A 21,038-nucleotide genomic window follows, 5' to 3' on the forward strand; every position below is an offset into this window, starting at 1 on the left:
ATATGACTTATAAAGTATTAGGAAAACTAGTAGGAAATACCGGAGATGCCAGCCAGCTAACGATGGTTGTGCAAGACTCCTTTTCGGTTCGTCGCGGAGAATTTGTTCGTATTATGCATCAAGAGCGCAAAGATGAAGGCGAAGTGGCTGTTCTAGGCCGAGTGACCAAGATTAACCGCTCTAATATGCTATATAACGCGGGCTTTGGTGACGGTGTCACTGAGCTAGAACTCTTGCCTGGCGCTAATGTAACTGGCGAAAACATGTTTGCTCATGTCGAGTTAGTCGGTTATCGCGACCCTATATCCCGGCAAATAAAAATACCACGAAGACCTATGAATCCCGGTGCAGCCGTTGAGACTGTTGACTTTCAATTCTTAAGCGACTTCTATGAGTTTAATGAACATACCAGTTTGCATCTAGGCAATTTGGTCGGGTATGACAAGGGCGAAAACACGGTTCCAGTTTTTATTGATGTTAACAAACTAGTGACCGAGCATTTGGCTGTATTAGCCATGACCGGTTCGGGAAAGTCCTATACTGTCGGCCGCATTATCGAACGTTTGGTCGCGATAAATAATGGTACCGTGGTAGTGTTCGATCCACATGGAGAGTATGGACGAGCTCTATCAAAAGGTGAATTGCAGTTTTCAACGGAGTTAGATTCAGTTGAAGATAAGCGTGATCGAGAAACATTGCCGCAGATTAAAGCAACATTCGAGCGCCTGCAGAAAGCAGGTGCTGGAATTCAGATATTTACTCCGCAACATGAATCATTCAATCATAAATATGCTTCGAAGAATCAGCCTTTAGCCCTTCAATTTGATCATTTTGAAATGGATGACGTTGCTGAAATTTTGCCAGGTCTTACCGAACCTCAGCAGCGTGTATTAGACGTAGCGATACGTTATTGGCGCGCTGTCGACAAAACTGAGCCTAGAGATATTAACCGTTTGCGCTTTTTGTTAGGCGATGGTTTAGATGAACTAAAAGAGTGGGATGATTTATCTGAATCGGAAGCTAAAGCGCTCAACGGTCGTAGCGCCGCCGTTGCCTCTATGAAATTGTCGCGTGTATTGAATGAGGCGCAAAGTTTTTATTCTGCAGCAATGGAATCGCCAACTGATATTTATAAAATGGTCGGCAGACCAAGTAATAATCAAGGACGCTTGGTTGTAGTCGATTTACAGGGTTTAAGCGATACCGCAAAACAAGTTGTTTGTGCCTTATTGTCTAGCGAGATATTGCGTGCGGCATCAAGCAAAACCGATCCACTTCGTCCTTGCTTTCTGGTTTATGAGGAGGGGCATAGTTTTGCGCCAGCAGGCGGTAACGCTGTAAGTCATCGTATCATCAAAAAAATCGCAGGCGAAGGGCGTAAATTTGGTGTTGGTTTTGGCATTGTGAGTCAACGTCCCTCTAAGTTAGATGCTGATGTCACTTCTCAGTGCAATACGTTGATTACTATGCGCTTGAAAAACCCAGATGATCAACGTTTTATCGCAAAAGCTTCTGATATGGTCAGTAAAGCGGATCTTGATGAGTTGCCAAGCTTATCAACGGGTGAAGCGCTTGTATGCGGTCGTTCAATTGCGGCGCCACTGTTAGTGAAGGTGGGCAATAAAACGCTGATCCATGGAGGTGAGTCTCCAGAAGTATTAAAGGTTTGGGGGCGTTTTGATGGCTGATTGGCAAGCTGATTTGGTAGATCGAATGTCTAACATTCAATTCACTGAACAGTATTTTCCCATTCTCCATAATGGCCTTTTGCAAGATCAAGATGTGATGGTGCATAGCTTGGGGTGCAGTGTGTGGAATACCCTTGGGCACGAACTTGAACTTATGGCTGTCGTAGAATGTCCAGCACCTTCAAGCCATGGCGCAGATATTCGTTCAGACTCTGGTTGGTTTGTAATGGGAGAGTCCCGTCCAAGTTGCCTTGTAGAGTTTGAGCGGTACGATGGAACGGAAAAAGGTCAATTAAAACTAGAAGAAAAATTGCGTAATCTTTTAGAAGCAGCCCAGCGATGGGAGCACTCACCAAAAATTTTGGTATTGAGTGCCTGGCGTCAGGGCATTGTTAGAGCAGTAGATACCGAACGATTGAAAAGCATTTGTCGCTGTGGATTTACTTCGAATACAGGCGCGAGAATCAGCGCTTCATCGATAACTAAAATAGTGTTTAGTGAATTTCTGTTTGAAAAGAGTGCTTCCGAATTATGCTTAACATTGAATCGTTTGCGTTGTGAGAGATTATTATGAACATTAAGTCTGCGCATTTTTTACCCGGCACAAATAAACGATTGGGAACTAAATATCTCTTACTCGAGTGTCTAGGGGATGGTAGCCATGGTTGGGTATGGCGCGCTGAAAGGTTAAGTGATGGGCATGTTGTCGCGGTAAAAATACCTAAAGATATTACTCGAGAAGATAGAGAGCTGGCCGAAGGAAAAGAGTTACTCACAGTTGAACCTCATCCTAATGTTGTTCAGCTTTACGAGATGGGGCGAATTGACAACGAATGGTTCTACATCGAAATGGAGTATTTCCCCAGCCAAACTTTGGCACAAAAACTGGATAGCCGGTTACAAAATTTTGGAAATACATTTGAGCGATTATTTAAAATCTATAGGCAAGTTCTTTGCGCCGTAAGTTATTTAGCAAACCTTCCCACACCGATTTCACATGGCGACATTAAACCTCATAATATTCTGATTGGAGAGCGGGATTTAGTTAAATTGACTGATTTTGGCAGCTCAGCACTACCTGAAGAGATTTATGTTCGTACGCGAGAAAACGGGGGGACTGTATTGTATGCAGCGCCAGAATTCTCAAATGTTGATTGTCGACGAGGCTCACTTGGAGAGTTGATGCTTGGCGATATATATAGCTTAGGTGTTTTGCTGTATCAACTGTTGACCGGTCAATTGCCACATGACACACCCTCGCAGGTTCAAAGGCATGCGCCATTTAAGAAACCTTCCGAAATAAACTTAAGTATTCATCCCGCTATGGAAGCCGTTGTTCTTCGGTGTTTAGAGAAAGCCCCTTGTAACCGTTTTTCATCAATCGACGAACTCATCAAAGACTTTGAACTGGCGTGTAAAGTACAAAACCAACAGGCAGTTCCAAGTATTTCAAGTGCTAGCTCTCATTCACATGAAGATTGGTCGAATAGTGTTCTCCAAGCTATGGAGAGTCAGTCGTATACAAAGGCCGCAAAGCTTGCGGGTGAAGAGTTTGTTCGCTCGGGTGACCTACTTGCATTGGCGCAGCAGCTTGGCGCGCTATACCGTGGTGATCGATTATTTGAATTTGAAAAATTGTTAAGTGAGAACGAAAAAGCGATTAAAGGCAGCTTAGACGAGCAAGCGAAGGTTATTTTCCAGCTGGCAATAAAGGCATTTCTTGCTTTAAGGAAGCCAAGTGTTGCAGCTGTGTGGATTGATTTAGCAAAGAAATCTGGTGAGGATTCTCTGAACTTAAAATATCTTGAGGCGACATTGAAGGGCCTGGAAGCGGATTATACCGCTGCGAGACAGTTACTTGAAGAAGTAAACCGAGCTGCACCAATGAGGTTCTACGTGCTAAATCAGCTTATTCAGGCGTGTGAACAAATGCGTGACTATCCAGCGGCTTCAGGGTATCTAAAGGCGGCATTGAAAGTTGAGCGAAGTAATAAAGAGCTTTTAAAGAAGCGCGATCTATATAGTAAATTAGGAGTCTTGTGAGCATCCATAGGCTTGGTTATTCATAATTTTCGGCTCTTAGGGTTTCCGCTCGCCCAACCAATTCACCCAACAAACCTTTTGATTAGTCCGCTAATAAGCTACTGATTTTAAAGGGTTCTCTGTTCTCTGGTCATGGACTTTGGCTATTCGAGGTGGGGAGAGGCGCAGAGAGTATTCGGCGATTCAGAGAATATTTGCCTTGAAAAGTCCGTGGTAAGAAATGGCGGGAAGTCCGTAAGCCCTTGCCACATAAGGCCTGTAGCGCGGGGTGTAGGCAATAAAAAACCCCAACTGATAACAGTTGGGGTTTCGTATTTGGTGGAGATGGCGGGAGTCGAACCCGCGTCCGTCAGCACTCTGCCAGAGGCTCTACATGCTTAGCTCCGTCTATTGATTTAACCCATTACAGCCCGGCGGTCAGGACGTATAGGGCGATTCCGTAAGTTGTTTAACCGCTTACCCACGGATATGGTTTGCGGCGATCCAGTTCTGTATGACAGTCTGCAGCGCGGTACTGGAACCTTACTGAAGGCTGCTAAGGGCGAACCCTTAGTTAGTGCTTCACAAGCTGCTTACGCAGCCAGTTGGGCACCGTAGTTGTCGTCGTTGGCAACTAATAAAATACAGCTTTGGATTTACGTGATTGGCTGCCATCACGGCATGCACCCAAGGTTTCGTCACCGGCGTCGAATCCAAGTCATCCCCGATAAGAAACACTCTCGTGTGTCATCTAAGTATACCTTAAATTTCACTTTAGTAATAAATTTTATGTAATGACCGGTTGAGCGACCAGAGTAGTCGGGATTTGGAGAGCAGTAGGGGAGTTCCCGGCGGGGAGATGCCGCCGGGAGATGTTTAGATACTTACACCACTGACTGGACAAAGGCGGTCAGGATCAACAGTGGGCAGACGATACGCACATACCAGGGCCAGATTTTCCAGAACAGGGTGTGCTCAATATCTTCGTGACCTTTTTTCAGTTCTGCCAGCAATTGGTCGCGGCGCCAGATCCAGCCGGCAAAAATACACAGGGCAATGCCGAGCAGGGGCTGTCCGTATTCAGTACTGATGGTCACTGCTAGTAAGAACAGGCTGTCAAAGTAGAAAATGATACCGCTGCTGACGCCGAAGATGATCAGGCCAACAATTGGGGTGGCGATACGCCGTGGGATATTTAGGTTCTCGATAGAAAAGGCCACCGGGACTTCCAGCATAGAGATGGAGGACGTAAGGGAGGCGATGACCATCAGGGCGAAGAAGGCGATGCTTACGAATACCCCGGCTTCCCCCATGGTGTCGAATAGCGCAGGCAGAACTTGCAAAATCAGGTCGGGGCCGGCAATCAGGACACCTTCGGCTGAGAAGATCTGGGTGCCGGCTTCCTGGGCCACATACATGGCAGGAAGGATCAGTAGGCCCGCAGTAAAGGCGATACCGACATCGATCAAGGTCACCAGGGCACCGAGGCGCGGTAGGCTCTCCTGCTGGCTCAAATAGGAGCCGTAGATCAGCATGGTGCCCACACCCAGTGACAGGGAGAAGAAGGCTTGGCCCATGGCGGAGATCAGCAGATCCGGCGTGAAGTGATCGAAGTTGGGCATCAGGTACACTTCCAAACCGGTGAGGGCGCCGGGTTGGGTGAGTACGTAGCAAATAAGCAATAGCAGCAGAATAATCAGCGATGGCATCAATAGAGTGGACCAGCGCTCAATCCCCTTCTCAACGCCGCTGGCGATGATCAGCATGGTGAGGCCGCTGAAGATGGCAGTCATGATCAGGTTGCGGTCGACACTGTTGCTGGATAGCCACTGTGCGGCTTCCTGGGCACCGAACAGGCTGGCGAAAGGCTCGGCCAGGTGGGCGACCATCCAGCCGGCCACAATGGCGTAGAAGCTTAAGATCAGGGAGGCGACCAGAATACCGCCGAAGCCGGTTAGGCCCCCGAAAAAGCGGCTGATAGGGCCGTTGGAAATTGAGCGCAAGGCCTGCACCATATTGCGCCGTGCGTGGCGTCCGATGGTGAGTTCGGCCATTAGAGCTGGGTAGGCGAGCGCAAAAGCTAAAAATAAATAGGCGACTACAAAGGCGGCGCCGCCATTGCTGGCGGCCTTGGTCGGAAAGCCCCAAATATTGCCAAGACCAACGGCGGAACCCGCCGCAGCCATCAAAAAGCCAATATTCGAGGTGAATTGTCCTCGCGGTGCACTCATGGTAAATCCCGTAATTATTCTTCTAATAGTTCACTGTGCACTATCTGTGCGTAGCGCGCATCAGGCGCTGCTTTTCGCGGTTCCAGTCGCGCTGTCTCTCAGTTTCGCGCTTGTCGTGGCTCGCCTTACCCTTGGCCAGGCAGACTTCACACTTCACCAAATGCCCTTTCCAATACATGGCGGTGGCAACCACCGTGTGGCCCTTTTGCTCAACGGCGACAATCAGCTTGGCTAATTCGCGCTTGGTGAGCAGCAGGCGCCGGGTACGGTCGGGCTCGGTGACAAAGTGGGTGGAGGCGCTGGGCAGGGGTTGGATGTTCGCACCCAGCAGCCAGGCTTCTCCGTTTTTAAAAATGACATAGCTGTCGGTCAGCTGGGCTTTGCCCTCCCGACAGCTTTTGACTTCCCAGCCCTGCATTTCTACGCCCGCCTCAAACTTTTCCTCAATGAAATAGTCGTGGCGGGCCTTCTTGTTAAGGGCGATGGTGTTGGATGTTTGTGCTTTCTTTTTCTTGGCCATGAAAACTATGAGTGACTAAATAAAACTGTATCCAAAAAACTTCAGGGCAACGGTATTGATAAAGATCAACAGCAATATCAATGGGATAAAAGTGCCCAGGGAGAAGTTAACGTATTTTTGCGAAAACGAGCCGGCAAAGTCGCTGTCACCTTCTTGCAGCTCTTTATCAAAATTGGCTTTCTTCCATTTGTAGATCACGAACAAACACACTAGCAGGCCGTTTAAGGGCAGGATGGTGTCGTAGAAGATGATCTCAATCAAATCGAAGAACGACTTGTTGACGCCAGCCAGCTGCACAAAATCAGTGAGCCATGTGGCCATACCGAATGATACGGCGCAAGCGATGGCCAGCACAAACTGAACGGCTGCAATGACATAGATGGCTTTCTTGCGTTCCATGCCGCGCTCGTCACGCAGGGTGGCGATGGGTACTTCGATAATGGAAACCAGAGAGGTGATCGCTGCTACCAGTACCAGAAAGAAGAAGATCCCCGCTACCGCACTGGCTCCAACATAACCGATGCTGTCTTGCAGGGCGAGGAAGATTTTCGGCAGGAACAGGAAGATCATACCTGCGGAGGAGTCGCTCAGTTCAGACGGATCGATCTGCGGATTGAAATGGAAAATGCTCGGCAGTATCAGCAGGCCGGCAGTAAAGGCGACTAAAGTGTCGGTAATTGCAACTGCACGGGAGGAGCCGGGAATTGAATCCCGCTTCTTCATGTAGGAGCCGTAGGTGATCATGATGCCCATGCCCAGAGATAGGGAAAAGAACGCTTGGGCCATGGCCTTACTGATGACGGTGCCATCAATTTTGCTGAAGTCTGGTACCAGATAGTATTTAAGGCCGAGCGCTGCGTTCTCTAGTGTCAGTACAAAAAATACCAACCCCAGGAGCATCACAAACAGCATTGGCATCAGCGTTTTGGCTGCGCGCTCAATACCATCTTTAACACCCATAGCGAGAATGGCATTAATAATCAGCATCAGGACCACTAGATAGGCAAATATCTGTGGTGTATTAATAAATTGAATAAAGAAATCTTGGCTGGCGAGTTTGTCCAGATTGCCAAACAGGGTCTCCACCAGATAGCCCATTACCCAGACGGTAACCACTAAATAGAACACCGCGATCATAAACGGGGTGATCAGGGCGAACCAGCCGGGAATACTCCACAGTTTGGAGCCCTTGGAAATTGTCCGATAAGCACCGACCGGGTCTTTATCGGAGCTGCGTCCCAAGGCCAGTTCAGCCATCATGACCGGCAGGCAAATAAAGAATACGAAGAGAGCATAGACCAGTAAGAAGGCGCCACCTCCACTTTTGGTGGCCGCCACGGGGAATGCTACCAGATTGCCAATGCCTACGGCGGAACCTGCAGCGGCCAGGATAAACCCCAGCCTTGACCCAAAATGCTCTCTCACTGCGGTCATAAGTACTCTCGCTATTATTTTTTATGAATGCTTGTAGTTTTTTTGATACTGCGGTCGGGCTAAAAAAGTGGCCCACCGGTAAAAAATGCGATTGTTACAGGAATTGTCTTGCTTGAGTAGCGTCGGCTGGCAAAATTAGCCGTTCAATAGCAATCCCAGGTAATTTTGCCTGGCGGACTGGATTAGACAGCAGGAATGACTGAAATAGAACGCAGTGCGCTGGTGATGTACAGCGCAGAACAAATGTTTGATCTGGTCAATGATGTGGCCAGCTATCCGCAGTTTTTACCCGGTTGCCGTGGGGCGGAGATTCTTCGCAGCGATGAGACAACGTTGGAGGCGCGCCTGGATCTGTCCCGCGCGGGGATCAAACAGAGCTTTGTAACACGCAATCAGCTGGTACGTCCCCAGAGCATGACGCTCACTTTGGTAGATGGGCCTTTCGAGCAATTTAAGGGGTTGTGGGAGTTCACTCCACTGGCTGAAAACGCTTGCAAAGTGAGTTTCACCCTTTCCTTTGCGATGAAAAATCGTTTGATTGCAGCAGCAGCGGGAAAAATTTTCAGCGACCTGGCCAATCAAATGGTGGCGGTTATGTGTGAGCGCGCTGAGGACATTTACGGGAAGCCCGAATGACAGAAGAGAAAACGATCTCGGTGGAAGTGGTATATGCGTTACCCCATGAGCAACGCTTGATGCGTTTGCTGGTGGTGGAAGGGACAACTGCAAGGGAGGCGCTGATTCGCTCCGGAATCCCTAAAGAATACCCTGAGGTGCACCCGGATACCGCCAAGATGGGTATCTTTGGCCAAGTGTTGGGAAGCAAGGGGCTGGCAACAGCAGAAAGTTATGTGCTCCAGCCCGGTGACCGGGTTGAGGTATACCGCCCCCTGATCGCAGATCCCAAAGAGGCGCGCAAGCAGCGCGCCGAAAAGGCTAAGCGTTTGGCCGAAAAGAAAAAAGGGGCCGAGGGAGCGCCCCCTTAGGGCCAATCCGCCGGTACCCAATCGCCGCTGGTGGATACCAGGGAGTCTTCATCAAAGTAAACACTGAAGCTTTTCTGGGTAATATTGCCCTTCTTGTCGCGGAGGCGATTGACGTAATCCCAGCGGTTGGGACTGTAAGTGTCCTCCAGTAACGGGGTGCCCAAAACAAACTGTACCTGACGGCGGGTCATGCCCGGCTTCAGCTGGTCCACGATCTCCTGGGTAATGATATTGCCCTGTTGTACTTCAATGCGGTGTACGCCGGGGAACTTGACCAGTGTGCAGGCGCCCAGCAGGGTGCACAGGAAGGCGATAGTGAGAAATCTCAGACTAGGCGGCATTCATTGCTCCATTATTCGGTTTCAAACGGCAGCTCTCGCGCTGACTTCTTTCAAGCAGTCAGTTTAGGCCGAAGCAGGAGAAAAAAGTTCCTCTGCTTCCATGTTCCGCCCTTGCTGTGCAGGCCGGGGTTCCTCTGACTCCGTAGGGCATGGGATAATACCTGAAGAGTCGGCTCGCTGACAGACGGGACTTCAGGGTCGGATTCGTCTTTAGAGTGTAATAGCGGGCTTTGATAACTACGGATAACTTTTAAAATCCTGTCGGGAAATATTGATTCATGTCGAACGAAAACCAGGAATTGCGCAAGGCTGGCCTCAAGGTCACTCTGCCGCGAGTGAAAATTCTGCAATTGCTTGAAAACACCAGTGAGCAGCATCTGAGTGCTGAGGATGTCTACAAGTTATTGCTGGAAGCGGGAGAGGATGTTGGTCTGGCCACGGTGTACAGGGTGTTAACCCAGTTTGAGAGCGCGGGTCTGGTTGTACGCCATAACTTCGATGGTGGTCATTCAGTGTTTGAGCTCGATCGCGGTGAGCATCACGATCATATGGTGTGTACCGATACCGGTAAGGTTATTGAGTTTCACAATGAGAAAATCGAAGAGCTGCAGAGACAGATTGCCGATGAGCACGGCTACGAGCTGACTGGACACAGCCTGGTGCTCTATGTGACGGAAAAAGAAAAGTAGAGTGTTTTGGGTGCGGTATTCACCGCACCCTTTCAAGGTCAGTGGTCAAGGTCAGTGGTCAAGGTCTGTCAATGTTCTTCTATGGCTGCGGTTGGCAGGGCGGGGTATAGAGCTCCGGGAATTTGCCAATCTTGTCCGCGTAGAATTCTTTCAACTTTATCAGCTCCGCCTCCAGATTTTCCCCAAATTGTGCGATAGGTCCAATGCCCACTTCCTTTTTGGGAAAGTCGATAAATCCCAATACCACCGGGACTTTGGCGCTGCGCGCGATATGGTAAAAGCCTGTTTTCCAGCGCTCTGTGATACTGCGGGTGCCTTCGGGAGGAATAGCGATCACCAGCTCTTTGCGAAGCTTGAACTGTCTGGCGGTAGCATCCACCAGATTGTTGGCTTTGGTGCGATCTACGGCGATGCCACCAAACCAACGCATCGGAACACCCAGGGGAAAAGTAAACAGTTTGTCTTTGCCCATCCACTGAGGTGTCATCTTCAGTTTGAGCGCAGCCAGAATAAAGTAGTAGCCATCCCAGTTGGTGGTATGGGGGGCGCCGATCAATACGTACTGCTTGAGTTTGAGAGACTGCTGATCAGCCTTAACACGCCACCCGTGCAGTTTTAGCAGTACCCTCGCAAGCAGGCGCAGGACAGGAGTGACAATAGGAGTGTTGAAAATTGTTCTCTGCATAAGCTTGACCGGGACTACTCAACATCGATAAACAAGCCGCCAAGTATAGGGTGACTTTAGCCGCCACTCCCAGTCATATCTGGTCCTTTTGTGCTAAAACGGCACATATCACCGCTAATCCGACTGTTTCGCCGAATTGTGTAGCGGTTATTTATTGATCTATGCGATAACGTTGCTTACCGAAAAGTGCCATTTTTACCTTTTGGTGCCACGGTTCCTTGTTGTTAAGAGTGGGCAGGGTAGCCGGGCTGGCGTCGCCAGCCCGGCTAAAACTAGGGTGCCCTGGTGAGCATTTCTTCGGCGTGTGCCAGTGATTGCTCAGTAGGTGCACCGCCCAGCATGCGCGCAACTTCTTCGCGGCGTTCGCCATTGGTGAGTTCGCGCAAGGCCACAAATACACGCTCGCCATCACTGTGTTTCTCCACTAGATATTGGCGATGCGCCCGTGCGGCTACCTGAGCCAAGTGGGTTACACAGATCACCTGGCCGCTGCGGCCGTTGCGGGCCTCTCCCAGTTGGCGCAGCAGTCGTCCGACCACATCACCGGTGGCGCCACCGATACCCACATCCACTTCATCGAATACCAAAGTGGGGGTGCGAGAGGTCTGTGCGGTCACTACCTGAATGGCGAGACTGACCCGGGAAAGCTCACCGCCAGAAGCAATTTTGCCCAGTGGACGTGGCGGCTGGCCGGGGTTGGTGGAAATCAAGATCTCCACCTCCTCCAGGCCACAGCTGTTGGGGGCGGCAAGGGCCTGAAGTGACAGTTCTACACGGGCGTGAGGCATGGCCAGGTCGGCCAGCTGACAGTTGACCGCCTCCGCTAAAGTGAGAGCCGCTTTGGCGCGCAGTGTGCTCAATTTGCCAGCGGTGGTGCGGAATTGCTGTTCTAGGTGTTCGCAGTCGGCGGCGAGGCGCTCCAGAGCATCCTCACTGCCGATATCATCAAGCTCTGCCTGCAATTGTTGCTGCAGGGCGGGCAGTTCTTGCGGTTGCACACGGTGCTTGCGCGCAGCTTGGTAGATGGCGCTTAGCCGGTCTTCCACCTCAGAGAGGCGTTCCGGGTCCATTTCGAAGCGGTCGATGTGTCGGGATAGGGTGGCGGCAGCCTCATCAACTTGAATTCGCGCGCTGTCGAGCATTTGCGCCACTTCTGCCAGAGCGGGCGCCTGCCCAGGCATGGCCGAAAGCAGCTGCAGGGCCCGGTGGAGCTGCTCGGTAATATCTCCCTCGCCACCGGATAAAAAGGCAGCTAACTGATAGCTGCCGCTGAGAATTTCTCCGGCATTGGCCAGCTGGCGCTGTTCGCTCTCCAGGGATTCGATCTCCCCCTCACTTAAATCCAGCTGCTCCAGCTCTTTGAGCTGGTATTGCAGCAGGTGACGACGGGCCTCCGCTTCCTCTGCGCTGTCAGCCTGACTGCGATAGCGGCGGTAGTGATCCTGCCAGATTTTAAAGCGGCTACGGGTTTCTGCAGACAGCTCCTGAGCTTGAGCAAAATCGTCCAACAGGCGCCGGTGGGTGTCCTTCTTGAGCAACGACTGGTGTTCGTGTTGGCTGTGGATATCGATCAACTGTTCGCCTAGGGCGCGCAGTTGCAGCAGGGTAACCGGCTGGCCGTTGATATAGGCCCGTGAGCGGCCGTCGGTACCAATCGTGCGGCGAAGGATAACCTCTAGCCCCGCGTCGAGTTCCTGGGATTCGAGCCAGGCTGCGGCGCTGGGGTGCTCGGTGATATCAAAAGTGGCGCTAATATCCGCCCTGTGGGCACCGGCGCGTACGAGCTCGGCGCTGCCGCGACCGCCCAGGGCGAGCCCGAGGGCATCCAGAGTAATGGATTTACCTGCGCCGGTCTCGCCGGTCAGGGTGCTGGTACCGGGACCGAACTCTAACTCCAGTTGATCCACCAAGGTAAATTGGCTGATAGACAGATGCAGCAACATAGAAATCGCTTTTGTGTCCTTTCTGATCGGCGGGCTCCAGGGCCCAGTTAGTGGTTATTTATACAGTATTCGCTTCTGGTTAGCTATAGGTGCGGGGCCACATTACTCTGAGGATGTGCGCCAGCGCGAAAAACCACTTGAACTGTGCGGTGTTGTCCCCATATAGCCTGCAGTGCCCGCATGACGGGCCCAACTCATATTACTGACAGAGTCGACGCGACGGAGAAAGCAGTGGCCAGAGAGCGCAGCGAAGAAGATCAGAGCAGAGAAGGGGTGCAGCCGGAAACACTGGCAGATGAGCACGCACCAGTTACCGATGAGGCAGTTTCCGCCGAGGTTGAAGACCCCTCTTCAGTAGAGCGTGAGCTCGCAGAAGAAGCTTTGCAGGGGGAGGCCGAAAGTGCCGACGCCCTGCACGATGAAATTATCAAGTTACAAGAGCAGTTAGCCGCTCATAAAGATATGGCATTGCGCGCCCAGGCGGAGGAGCAGAATGCTCGCCGCCGTGCCCAGCAGGATGTCGAGCGCGCGCGCAAATTTGCGGTGGAAAAGATGTTGCAGGATTTGTTGCCGGTTGCGGACAACCTGGAGCGCGCTCTGGCGTCTGCCGATAGCTCTGATGCGGCCAATAAGGCGCTGGTAGAAGGCGTTGAACTGACCCACAAATCTTTCGTTGAAACCTTGACGAAAAACTCTGTGGAAGTGGTCGACCCCGCCGGTGAGCCCTTCGATCCCGAACTGCACCAGGCAATGACCCAGGTGCCCAATGGGGAGGTGGAGCCCAACACGGTGCTTGAGGTGTTTCAAAAAGGTTATCGCCTTAACGGTCGCCTGGTGCGCCCGGCCATGGTGGTGGTCAGCAAAGCGCCGTAACGGCAGAAATGTAAAGTGGCCTTGAATTTTAGCGTCCGGCACCAATATAGCTGACATCAGGAATTATTCGCGCGTTGCAAACAGAGCTGGCTGCGCGCACCAAATGAGGATTTTACAGATGGGAAAAATTATCGGCATCGACCTGGGTACCACTAACAGTTGTGTAGCGGTACTCGATGGTGACAAAGCGCGTGTAATCGAGAACGCCGAAGGCGATCGCACTACACCTTCAATTGTTGCCTTCACTGACGACAACGAAATTCTGGTAGGCCAGTCTGCCAAGCGTCAGGCGGTGACCAATCCCCAAAATACTCTGTTTGCGGTTAAGCGTTTGATTGGCCGTAAATTTAAAGATGACGTTGTTCAGAAAGATATCAAGATGGTGCCTTACACCATCGCTGGAGCTGACAACGGCGACGCTTGGGTAGAAGTGAAGGGCGACAAGAAAGCGCCGCCGCAGATTTCTGCCGAAGTCCTGAAGAAAATGAAAAAGACTGCGGAAGATTTCCTTGGTGAGAAGGTAGACGCTGCGGTAATTACCGTACCGGCTTACTTTAATGACTCCCAGCGCCAGGCGACCAAAGATGCCGGCCGCATCGCAGGTCTGGACGTTAAACGTATTATTAACGAGCCGACTGCCGCAGCTCTGGCCTACGGCCTGGACAAACAGGGCAATGACCGCACTGTAGCGGTATACGATCTGGGGGGGGGTACCTTCGATATCTCCATCATCGAAATTGCCGACGTAGACGGCGAGAAGCAGTTCGAAGTGCTGTCCACCAATGGTGACACCTTCCTCGGCGGTGAAGACTTTGACCTGCGCCTGATCGACTACTTGGCGCAAGAATTCAAGAAAGACCAGGGCATCGATCTGAAAGGCGATCCCCTAGCCATGCAGCGTCTGAAAGAAGCTGCGGAAAAAGCCAAGATCGAGCTGTCCTCCAGTCAGCAGACCGAAGTCAATCTGCCGTACATCACTGCAGATGCCACCGGTCCTAAGCACTTGGTTGTTAAACTGACTCGCGCCAAGTTGGAAAGCCTGGTGGAAGATTTGGTAGCCCGCTCTCTGGAGCCGCTGAAAATCGCTCTGCAGGATGCCGACCTGTCCGCTTCCGGTGTCGATGAAGTCATTCTGGTCGGCGGTCAAACCCGCATGCCAATGGTTCAGCAAAAAGTGACCGAATTCTTCGGTAAAGAGCCGCGCAAAGACGTTAACCCGGACGAAGCCGTTGCCGTGGGCGCTGCTATCCAGGGTGCGGTCCTGTCTGGTGATGTAAAAGACGTACTGCTGCTGGACGTTACCCCGCTGACCCTGGGTATCGAAACCATGGGAGGCGTTGCCACTCCGCTGATCGACAAGAACACCACGATCCCCACCAAGAAGTCTCAGGTTTTCTCCACCGCGGATGACAACCAGACTGCGGTAACCATTCACGTGGTACAGGGTGAGCGCAAACAGGCTGCTCAGAATAAGTCCCTGGGGCGTTTTGACCTGGCCGATATCCCGCCGGCAGCGCGCGGCATGCCGCAAATCGAAGTAACTTTCGATATCGATGCCAACGGTATCCTGCACGTACACGCAAAAGACAAGGCCACGGGTAAAGAGCAGTCCATCGTGATCCAGGCCTCTTCCGGCTTGTCGGAGGACGAAATTGATCAGATGGTTCAGGATGCCGAGGCCAATGCCGAAGCAGATAAGCAGTTTGAAGAGCTGGTGCAAACCCGCAACACCCTCGACGGCCTGATCTCCGCAACCAAGAAAACCTTGGAAGAAGCTGGCGACAAAGCCACCGCTGAAGAAAAGTCCGCAATTGAAGCGGCTGTCACCGAAGCGGAAGAAGCTGTCAAAGGCAACGACAAGGCGGCTATGGAAGCTGCGACCACCAAGCTGACCGAAGCTTCCGGTCCGGTCGCGCAGAAGATGTACGCCGAGCAGGCTCAGGCTGCTGGTGCTGAAGGTGCTGAAGGTGCCGCTGATGCCGGCGCCCAGGGTGGCGAGCAGCAGTCTTCCGCAGGTGATGATGCGGTAGACGCCGAGTTTGAAGAAGTAAAGGACGACAAAAAAGAAAGTAAGTAAGCGTTCGCTTGCAATTCTGGCGGCCACTTTTATAGTGACCTCCAGAAAACTTCAAGGGCGCGGCGCCTTATTTTAAAGGCCCGCGCCCTGTGTTGTTTCAGGTACCTGCCAATATGGGCTGCGCTTAAGCGGTTTGGCAGGGCTCCGCAGGGATAATTTGCGGGGTTTGGTTAAGGACTGAGAAGTAGAAAGAGAGTTTGGCCGTTCTTGATGCCGGACCAGAGAACATAGTTTTATGTCGAAACGCGATTATTACGAAGTCCTCGGCGTCGAGCGCGGCGCTTCGGATGCAGAGCTGAAGAAAGCTTACCGCCGGGTGGCAATGAAGTTTCACCCGGACCGCAACCCCGATGACAAAGAATCGGAAAACAAATTCAAGGAAGCCAACGAGGCCTATGAAGTCTTGTCGGATTCCGAGAAACGCGCTGCCTATGACCAATTTGGCCACGCCGGCGTGGAAGGCCAGATGGGCGGTGGCGGAGCCGGTGGTTTTGGTGGCTTCTCCGATATCTTTGGCGATGTATTCGGCGATATTTTCGGCGGCAGTGGTGGTGGCGGCCGTCGCGGTGGCCCTGCGCGCGGTTCCGACCTGCGCTACGACCTGGAGCTAGACCTGGAAGATGCGGTGCGCGGTACGACCGTCAAAATCCGAATTCCGACCCTGGCTTCCTGTGGCACTTGCACTGGTTCCGGTGCCAAGCCGGGTTCCTCGCCGCAAACTTGCGGCACTTGTGGTGGTGCCGGCCAAGTTCGTATGCAGCAGGGTTTCTTCTCTGTGCAGCAAACCTGTCCCAATTGTCGCGGTCGCGGCACCACGATATCCGATCCCTGTGGCAGTTGCCACGGTCGTGGTAGGGTAGAGGAAACCAAGACCCTATCGGTGAAAGTACCCCCGGGTGTAGACACTGGCGATCGCATCCGTCTCTCTGGTGAAGGCGAAGCAGGACCCGATGGTGGGCCCGCTGGTGATCTCTATGTGCAGGTCGTAGTGAAAGAGCACGAGCTGTTTCAGCGCGATGGTAAGAACCTTTACTGTGAAGTACCAATCAGCTTTGTAGCTGCGGCGCTGGGTGGTGAACTGGAAGTGCCCACCCTTGAAGGGAAGGTGAAACTGAAAATCCCCGCAGAGAGCCAAACCGGCAAACTGTTCCGCTTGCGTGGCAAAGGGGTTGCCCCGGTGCGCGGTGGTGCCACTGGTGATTTGTTGTGTCGTGTGGTGGTGGAAACGCCGGTCAACCTGTCCAGCAAACAAAAAGAGATGCTGCAGGACTTTGCCAATACTATCAGCGAAAAGAAAAACTCACCGCGTCAAACTGGCTGGTTTGAAGGTGTGAAAAGTTTCTTTGGGGATATGAAACTTTAAATTGGCATCAGCGCCTGCAAAAACGATTACCCCCAATACGATTTTGTAGGCTGATGTCTCTCTGACCTGAAAGCGCCTTGCTTTCGGGTCAATTTTTTTGGGTGGTTCTCGCTCTCAATCTGGCGGCGAATTCACTCAGAAATTCCTGTTGAATTTTTTGCGCCTCGCGCATCTGTACTTTATTTAAAGTCCCCTCGAGTTCCTTGCGAGCCTGCAAGCTAATCGCTGCCAATTGAGCACCAATTTCGCCGCGCTGTTTTGGCGTGAGTACGATTTTGGTGCCACTCAATAAACCGTAGCGTTCCAATACCGCTTTTTTCTTGGCAAAGCTCTTTTGCATAATAGGCAGTACGGTTTTTTCCTGACCGGGAGTGAGCTGCAAACGCAGCGTCACCCAATCAGTAATATCATCATATTTCTCCCAAAAGTCTGGACTGGTGCTTTGTTGCTGGGCGGATGCCGGTGTGCTGCCAAAAGCCAAGCTCAAAGATATAACGACCACCAATAAGTGTGGCAGGTGGTTGGACAGAATCATCAGTCGCATGTTGGCGCTCCATTTACCCCTCTTCGTAAAGCGTAGCAGTGGCCATTACTAGTGCTTTTGGGGTGATCATTCACTTGGTTATTAAATAAAAACTTTATATTTCTCTTGCCGGAAGCCAGACCGCTATCCTGGTCCATCGCTAATCAGCGCACACGCCTCTCTGGTATCTATGCGCTATACCGGGTGCGAGGTAGAATCCAGAGCCCTATGGATACGGATTGGAGTGGTGAGATGGCGGTAAAAATTGCGGTTACTGGATTTAGTGGACGAATGGGCCGAGCACTGGCCGAAGCTTTAGCACTGTCAGAAAAAGCTGAGATTTCCGCCGCCATCGTCCGGCCGGGCTCCAGTTTAGTTGGGGCCGATGCTGGTGAGGTATCGGGTCTTGGCCGCAATGGCCTGGCTATTGTCGACTGCTTGGAAAAGGCAGACTTTGATGTTCTGATCGACTTTACCGCGCCCCAGGTGACGGTGGATAACGCTGCCTACTGCGCTGCCCACAATCTCCCGATAGTGATTGGTACTACCGGATTTGATGCAGAGGATAAAGCGTCCGTGTTGGCTCAGGCAGAAAAAATACCGCTGTGTCTGGCGAGCAATTTCTCCACCGGTGTAAATCTGTGTTTCAAGTTGCTGGAAACGGCAGCTCGGGTGATGGGAGAGGAGGCGGATATCGAAATTGTTGAAGCCCATCACCGCCACAAGGTGGACGCCCCTTCGGGTACGGCTCTAAGTATGGGGGAGGTGGTGGCCGACACCCTCGGACGCGATCTGGGTACAGTGGCGGTCTATGGTCGCGAGGGTCAGACGGGGGTGCGAGATAGGGAGACTATCGGTTTTGCTACGGTGCGCGGCGGTGATGTGGTGGGGGAGCACTCGGTGATGTTTCTGGCAGAGGGTGAGCGAGTTGAAATTAATCACCGCGCCAGTAGTCGCCTATCCTTTGCTCGCGGTGCGGTACGTGCTGCGCTGTGGCTATCGGGGGGCGCGGAAGGTCATCGTGCACCCGGACATTACGATATGCGTGATGTGCTCGGGCTGAACTAATTTTGGTTCAAACAATGAAGTTCGGCGTCTGCGGGGGGGCGTGAAAATATTGTATGGCTTTTATTCGTTCGCCATTTTGGTGGATGAAACTTGGTAAGTCTGGCGGCACTCGTTCGACCGGTCATCCTGTAATCCCTTTTGAGGAATTTCGATTGGAAAAGAAATTGATTGTCGGTAGTGAAGAGTGGTGTGGGTTTCCCTCGCTCGGTATCCCGGCGATTCAGGCGAGAGTCGATTCGGGTGCCAAGACCTCCTGCTTGCACGCCTATAACATTCATACCTTTAAGCGCGATGGTGAACCCTGGGTAAGCTTTGAAGCGCATCCCTTGCAGCATCAGCGGCGCCCCTCAGTGCGTTGCGAGGCCAGGCTTCTGGATAAGCGTCTGGTGCGCAGCTCGTCTGGCGAGAGCGAGAAACGCCCGGTGATCCGCACTGGTCTATCAATAGGCGGCAGCGTCTGGGATATTGAGTTAACCCTGACCAATCGAGACAGCATGGGCTATCGCATGTTGTTGGGGCGAGAGGCCATGATGGGGCGGATGTTGGTGGATCCCTCGGAGAAGTATTGCCTCGGTGAAATCCCTCCGAGCCAGCTGGATGAATACTATCGCGATGAGCACCATATCGCCGGTACCGGCCTGCGTATCGGTTTGCTGGCCTCCAATCCGGATCTGTACAGTAACCGCCGCATAATGGAGGCAGGTGCGGAGCGCGGACACCGTATGAGCTTTCTCGATATCCGCCAGTGTTATATGAAGCTCGATCCCGACGAGCCAGAAGTGCACTACCGCGATGGCCGTATTCTCAACAATCTGGATGCCGTGATCCCGCGTATCCGCCCCAGTCAGACATTTTATGGATGTGCACTGACGCGGCACTTTGAAAGCCTGGATATTTTTGCCCTCAACGGTTCGGCTGCCATCAGTCAGTCGAGGGACAAGCTTTTCTCTCTGCAGTTGTTGCAGCAAAGCGGACTGAATATACCTACCTCCGGTTTTGCAAACTCTCCGGTGGATACCAATGAACTGATTGAAATGGTGGGGGGCGCGCCGCTGGTGGTGAAGTTGCTGGAAGGTACCCAGGGGCGCGGCGTGGTGTTGGCGGAGACCCGCAAGGCGGGGGAGTCAGTAATCAATGCATTCAAATCTCTGAAAGCCAACCTGTTGGTGCAGGAATTTATCCGCGAGGCAGAGGGTAAGGACCTGCGACTGTTTGTTATTGATGGCCGCGTGGTGGCCTCGATTCAGCGGGAGGCTGCGCCGGGAGAGTTTCGCGCGAATATCCATCAAGGCGGGACGGCCTCGGTCGTCAAGGTCACTGCGGAGGAGAAGCGCCTGGCGATTAAGGCGGCCAAGGTGTTGGGGCTCAAGGTGGCCGGTGTGGATATTATCCGATCACGCAAGGGGCCACTGCTGCTGGAAGTGAACTCATCGCCAGGGCTTGAGGGGATCGAGAGCGCTACGCGCAAAGATGTGGCGGGCGCCATGATTATATCGATCGAAAAAGCACTGAAGTGGCGCCCGGCGGTGATCGCGCAAGACTGTTAAACGCTTTCAGTTCCAGGCCCCCGGCGGGGGCTTGTGCGTTGGGCTAATCTCAATGAGCGGCCGGACTTTCCCCTGGCGTGTAAATAGAGCCGCGGCGGTGGTCGGCAGCCGTAGGCATCAGCCCACCGCAGCCTCCAATAGGGAGGTATAAACCGCAGGGTTTGAGCTTCAATGAAGATATACAACTTCCGCTCTTTCCGTCCCATTTTCTCTTTAACTGTCGCCCTGTTGGCGGCGCCACTTAGCGGGCCTGTCCAAGCGGCGGTACAGCTCTCCGATACGCCTTTGGGGCGGAAGGTGATGGTGGAGTACATCGTCCACTTTGCCTATCACCTGCAGTGGCCCGTCAATGCGTTCAAAAACAGTAATGCGCCTTTCAAAGTGTGTCTGATGGGGGGCGATTCCCTCGGTGATCCCCTGGCAAAGCGCTTTAAAAATCATCGCATTGATGGACGCGATGTGAAGCTTGAAACAATTGATGCGAAAGAGATGTTGCGGGCCCGCAAGTGCCAAATTGTGGTGCTGGGCACCATGGATCGGGACACTTTGCTCAAGGCACTGGTTGCACTGGAGTTTTTCCCGGTACTCACGGTCAGTGATGCCGAGCGGTTTGCTGCAACCGGCGGCATGATAGAGTTTGCCGATAGCGGCAGGGAGGTGGCCTTGCGTATGAACAAGACCATGCTGGAAAAGGCGGAACTGAAGATGGGTAGTAGCCTTTTTCGTCTCGGACGAGAGCCAGAGTGAGACCATTGAGTAAATGTCGACTGACGTATTTTTGCACTAGCGTCCAGAAGTGATTTCGCGTAGAATCTGCGCCCGATTTGGGTCGGTGTCGCGAGACGATATTCACGCAGCGTGAGCCCCCTGGAAGCCGACGGCAAGCGTCGGCCACTTTGTGAGAGCCACGCGTGAAAATATTTTTAAAGCGAGATGAAGCTGCGACGTTTCATCTCGCTTTTTTATGCGCGCACCAGTCAGGAGCCCGCGTGCTCCGAAGCCCGCAAACCCCGCCCGGAAGCAGTTCTGAAGATTGGAGTTCAATTTG

The 21,038-nt window shown here is 52.4% G+C and carries 19 protein-coding genes, 1 other RNA gene and 1 pseudogene; 13 read left to right on the forward strand and 8 right to left on the reverse strand.

What is annotated here, in order from left to right:
* Positions 1-2: 2 nt before the first annotated feature.
* From MO867_RS02280 to MO867_RS02290, 3 genes are read left to right on the forward strand one after another with little or no spacing between them, the layout of a single operon-like run.
* Positions 3-1,688 carry a helicase HerA domain-containing protein gene (locus MO867_RS02280; RefSeq protein ID WP_252464328.1) on the forward strand — a complete coding sequence of 562 codons (1,686 nt, stop codon included), beginning with the start codon at positions 3-5 and terminating at the stop codon, positions 1,686-1,688.
* On the forward strand, positions 1,681-2,262 hold the full coding sequence (locus MO867_RS02285; protein ID WP_252464329.1) for a hypothetical protein: 582 nt from the start codon (positions 1,681-1,683) through the stop codon (positions 2,260-2,262). Before MO867_RS02280 ends, MO867_RS02285 begins: the two co-directional genes overlap by 8 nt.
* Positions 2,259-3,731 carry a serine/threonine-protein kinase gene (locus tag MO867_RS02290; protein WP_252464330.1) on the forward strand — a complete coding sequence of 491 codons (1,473 nt, stop codon included), beginning with the start codon at positions 2,259-2,261 and terminating at the stop codon, positions 3,729-3,731. The genes MO867_RS02285 and MO867_RS02290 overlap by 4 nt, the downstream gene beginning before the upstream one ends.
* 316 nt (positions 3,732-4,047) lie before the next feature.
* Here MO867_RS02290 and ssrA read toward each other — a convergent pair.
* The 4 genes from ssrA to MO867_RS02310 form a co-directional block, all read right to left on the reverse strand.
* Positions 4,048-4,436: a transfer-messenger RNA gene (gene ssrA / locus MO867_RS02295) on the reverse strand.
* 158 nt (positions 4,437-4,594) lie between these two features.
* On the reverse strand, positions 4,595-5,941 hold the full coding sequence (locus tag MO867_RS02300) for a sodium-dependent transporter (RefSeq protein WP_252464331.1): 1,347 nt from the start codon (positions 5,939-5,941) through the stop codon (positions 4,595-4,597).
* Between the two features lie 40 nt (positions 5,942-5,981).
* Complete coding sequence (gene smpB / locus MO867_RS02305) at positions 5,982-6,461, reverse strand: SsrA-binding protein SmpB (RefSeq protein WP_252464332.1); 480 nt, start codon at positions 6,459-6,461, stop codon at positions 5,982-5,984.
* A 15-nt stretch (positions 6,462-6,476) separates the two neighbouring features.
* Positions 6,477-7,895, reverse strand: a complete 1,419-nt coding sequence (locus MO867_RS02310) for a sodium-dependent transporter (protein WP_252464333.1) — start codon at positions 7,893-7,895, stop codon at positions 6,477-6,479.
* A 195-nt stretch (positions 7,896-8,090) separates the two neighbouring features.
* Between MO867_RS02310 and MO867_RS02315 the strand changes: the two genes are divergently transcribed.
* The gene (locus MO867_RS02315) at positions 8,091-8,531 is read left to right on the forward strand and encodes a type II toxin-antitoxin system RatA family toxin (protein ID WP_252464334.1); all 441 of its coding nucleotides are present in this window, start codon (positions 8,091-8,093) and stop codon (positions 8,529-8,531) included.
* A complete protein-coding gene (locus tag MO867_RS02320) occupies positions 8,528-8,881 on the forward strand; it encodes an RnfH family protein (RefSeq protein WP_252464335.1) in 354 nt (117 codons plus the stop codon). Before MO867_RS02315 ends, MO867_RS02320 begins: the two co-directional genes overlap by 4 nt.
* On the opposite strand, the gene MO867_RS02325 is transcribed toward MO867_RS02320, so the two are convergent.
* The gene (locus MO867_RS02325; protein WP_252464336.1) at positions 8,878-9,222 is read right to left on the reverse strand and encodes an outer membrane protein assembly factor BamE; all 345 of its coding nucleotides are present in this window, start codon (positions 9,220-9,222) and stop codon (positions 8,878-8,880) included. The two genes, MO867_RS02320 and MO867_RS02325, sit on opposite strands and share 4 nt — an antisense overlap.
* A 278-nt stretch (positions 9,223-9,500) precedes the next feature.
* On the opposite strand from MO867_RS02325, the gene fur reads away from it, so the two are divergent.
* On the forward strand, positions 9,501-9,911 hold the full coding sequence (gene fur, locus MO867_RS02330; protein WP_252464337.1) for a ferric iron uptake transcriptional regulator: 411 nt from the start codon (positions 9,501-9,503) through the stop codon (positions 9,909-9,911).
* A 79-nt stretch (positions 9,912-9,990) separates the two neighbouring features.
* On the opposite strand, the gene MO867_RS02335 is transcribed toward fur, so the two are convergent.
* Both MO867_RS02335 and recN read right to left on the reverse strand, forming a co-directional pair.
* Positions 9,991-10,596: a 1-acyl-sn-glycerol-3-phosphate acyltransferase gene (locus tag MO867_RS02335; RefSeq protein ID WP_252464338.1), complete on the reverse strand. Its 606-nt coding sequence runs from the start codon at positions 10,594-10,596 to the stop codon at positions 9,991-9,993.
* 272 nt (positions 10,597-10,868) lie between these two features.
* A complete protein-coding gene (recN, locus tag MO867_RS02340; protein ID WP_252464339.1) occupies positions 10,869-12,539 on the reverse strand; it encodes a DNA repair protein RecN in 1,671 nt (556 codons plus the stop codon).
* 180 nt (positions 12,540-12,719) lie between these two features.
* On the opposite strand from recN, the gene grpE reads away from it, so the two are divergent.
* The 3 genes from grpE to dnaJ all read left to right on the forward strand — a co-directional run bounded on the left by grpE (position 12,720) and on the right by dnaJ (position 16,852).
* Positions 12,720-13,412, forward strand: coding sequence for a nucleotide exchange factor GrpE (gene grpE, locus MO867_RS02345; RefSeq protein WP_252464340.1), 693 nt, complete (start codon positions 12,720-12,722; stop codon positions 13,410-13,412).
* A gap of 118 nt (positions 13,413-13,530) precedes the next feature.
* Entirely contained in the window at positions 13,531-15,489 is a 1,959-nt protein-coding gene (gene dnaK, locus MO867_RS02350) for a molecular chaperone DnaK (RefSeq protein WP_252464341.1), read from the forward strand.
* 235 nt (positions 15,490-15,724) lie between these two features.
* Entirely contained in the window at positions 15,725-16,852 is a 1,128-nt protein-coding gene (gene dnaJ, locus MO867_RS02355; protein WP_252464342.1) for a molecular chaperone DnaJ, read from the forward strand.
* 88 nt (positions 16,853-16,940) lie between these two features.
* On the opposite strand, the gene MO867_RS02360 is transcribed toward dnaJ, so the two are convergent.
* Complete coding sequence (locus MO867_RS02360; RefSeq protein ID WP_252464343.1) at positions 16,941-17,396, reverse strand: hypothetical protein; 456 nt, start codon at positions 17,394-17,396, stop codon at positions 16,941-16,943.
* Between the two features lie 231 nt (positions 17,397-17,627).
* On the opposite strand from MO867_RS02360, the gene dapB reads away from it, so the two are divergent.
* The 4 genes and pseudogenes from dapB (at position 17,628) to MO867_RS02380 (ending at position 20,737) form a co-directional block, all read left to right on the forward strand.
* The gene (gene dapB / locus MO867_RS02365; RefSeq protein ID WP_252464344.1) at positions 17,628-18,443 is read left to right on the forward strand and encodes a 4-hydroxy-tetrahydrodipicolinate reductase; all 816 of its coding nucleotides are present in this window, start codon (positions 17,628-17,630) and stop codon (positions 18,441-18,443) included.
* Between the two features lie 83 nt (positions 18,444-18,526).
* Positions 18,527-19,000: pseudogene (locus tag MO867_RS02370) on the forward strand (ATP-dependent zinc protease family protein); the annotation flags it as partial.
* A gap of 81 nt (positions 19,001-19,081) precedes the next feature.
* Positions 19,082-19,990 (forward strand): 30S ribosomal protein S6--L-glutamate ligase, encoded by a 909-nt coding sequence (gene rimK / locus MO867_RS02375; protein ID WP_252464351.1) that lies wholly within the window; start codon positions 19,082-19,084, stop codon positions 19,988-19,990.
* A gap of 171 nt (positions 19,991-20,161) precedes the next feature.
* Positions 20,162-20,737 carry a YfiR family protein gene (locus MO867_RS02380; RefSeq protein ID WP_252464345.1) on the forward strand — a complete coding sequence of 192 codons (576 nt, stop codon included), beginning with the start codon at positions 20,162-20,164 and terminating at the stop codon, positions 20,735-20,737.
* Positions 20,738-21,038 lie beyond the last annotated feature (301 nt).

This window comes from Microbulbifer okhotskensis (genome assembly GCF_023895975.1).
Lineage (GTDB): Bacteria > Pseudomonadota > Gammaproteobacteria > Pseudomonadales > Cellvibrionaceae > Microbulbifer > Microbulbifer okhotskensis.

Coding starts and splice junctions, on each gene's coding strand:
- MO867_RS02280 (WP_252464328.1), top strand. CDS start 3: ATGACTTATAAAGTATTAGGAAAACTAGTAGGAAATACCGGAGATGCC.
- MO867_RS02285 (WP_252464329.1), top strand. CDS start 1,681: ATGGCTGATTGGCAAGCTGATTTGGTAGATCGAATGTCTAACATTCAA.
- MO867_RS02290 (WP_252464330.1), top strand. CDS start 2,259: ATGAACATTAAGTCTGCGCATTTTTTACCCGGCACAAATAAACGATTG.
- MO867_RS02300 (WP_252464331.1), bottom strand. CDS start 5,941: ATGAGTGCACCGCGAGGACAATTCACCTCGAATATTGGCTTTTTGATG.
- smpB (WP_252464332.1), bottom strand. CDS start 6,461: ATGGCCAAGAAAAAGAAAGCACAAACATCCAACACCATCGCCCTTAAC.
- MO867_RS02310 (WP_252464333.1), bottom strand. CDS start 7,895: ATGACCGCAGTGAGAGAGCATTTTGGGTCAAGGCTGGGGTTTATCCTG.
- MO867_RS02315 (WP_252464334.1), top strand. CDS start 8,091: ATGACTGAAATAGAACGCAGTGCGCTGGTGATGTACAGCGCAGAACAA.
- MO867_RS02320 (WP_252464335.1), top strand. CDS start 8,528: ATGACAGAAGAGAAAACGATCTCGGTGGAAGTGGTATATGCGTTACCC.
- MO867_RS02325 (WP_252464336.1), bottom strand. CDS start 9,222: ATGCCGCCTAGTCTGAGATTTCTCACTATCGCCTTCCTGTGCACCCTG.
- fur (WP_252464337.1), top strand. CDS start 9,501: ATGTCGAACGAAAACCAGGAATTGCGCAAGGCTGGCCTCAAGGTCACT.
- MO867_RS02335 (WP_252464338.1), bottom strand. CDS start 10,596: ATGCAGAGAACAATTTTCAACACTCCTATTGTCACTCCTGTCCTGCGC.
- recN (WP_252464339.1), bottom strand. CDS start 12,539: ATGTTGCTGCATCTGTCTATCAGCCAATTTACCTTGGTGGATCAACTG.
- grpE (WP_252464340.1), top strand. CDS start 12,720: ATGACGGGCCCAACTCATATTACTGACAGAGTCGACGCGACGGAGAAA.
- dnaK (WP_252464341.1), top strand. CDS start 13,531: ATGGGAAAAATTATCGGCATCGACCTGGGTACCACTAACAGTTGTGTA.
- dnaJ (WP_252464342.1), top strand. CDS start 15,725: ATGTCGAAACGCGATTATTACGAAGTCCTCGGCGTCGAGCGCGGCGCT.
- MO867_RS02360 (WP_252464343.1), bottom strand. CDS start 17,396: ATGCGACTGATGATTCTGTCCAACCACCTGCCACACTTATTGGTGGTC.
- dapB (WP_252464344.1), top strand. CDS start 17,628: ATGGCGGTAAAAATTGCGGTTACTGGATTTAGTGGACGAATGGGCCGA.
- MO867_RS02380 (WP_252464345.1), top strand. CDS start 20,162: ATGAAGATATACAACTTCCGCTCTTTCCGTCCCATTTTCTCTTTAACT.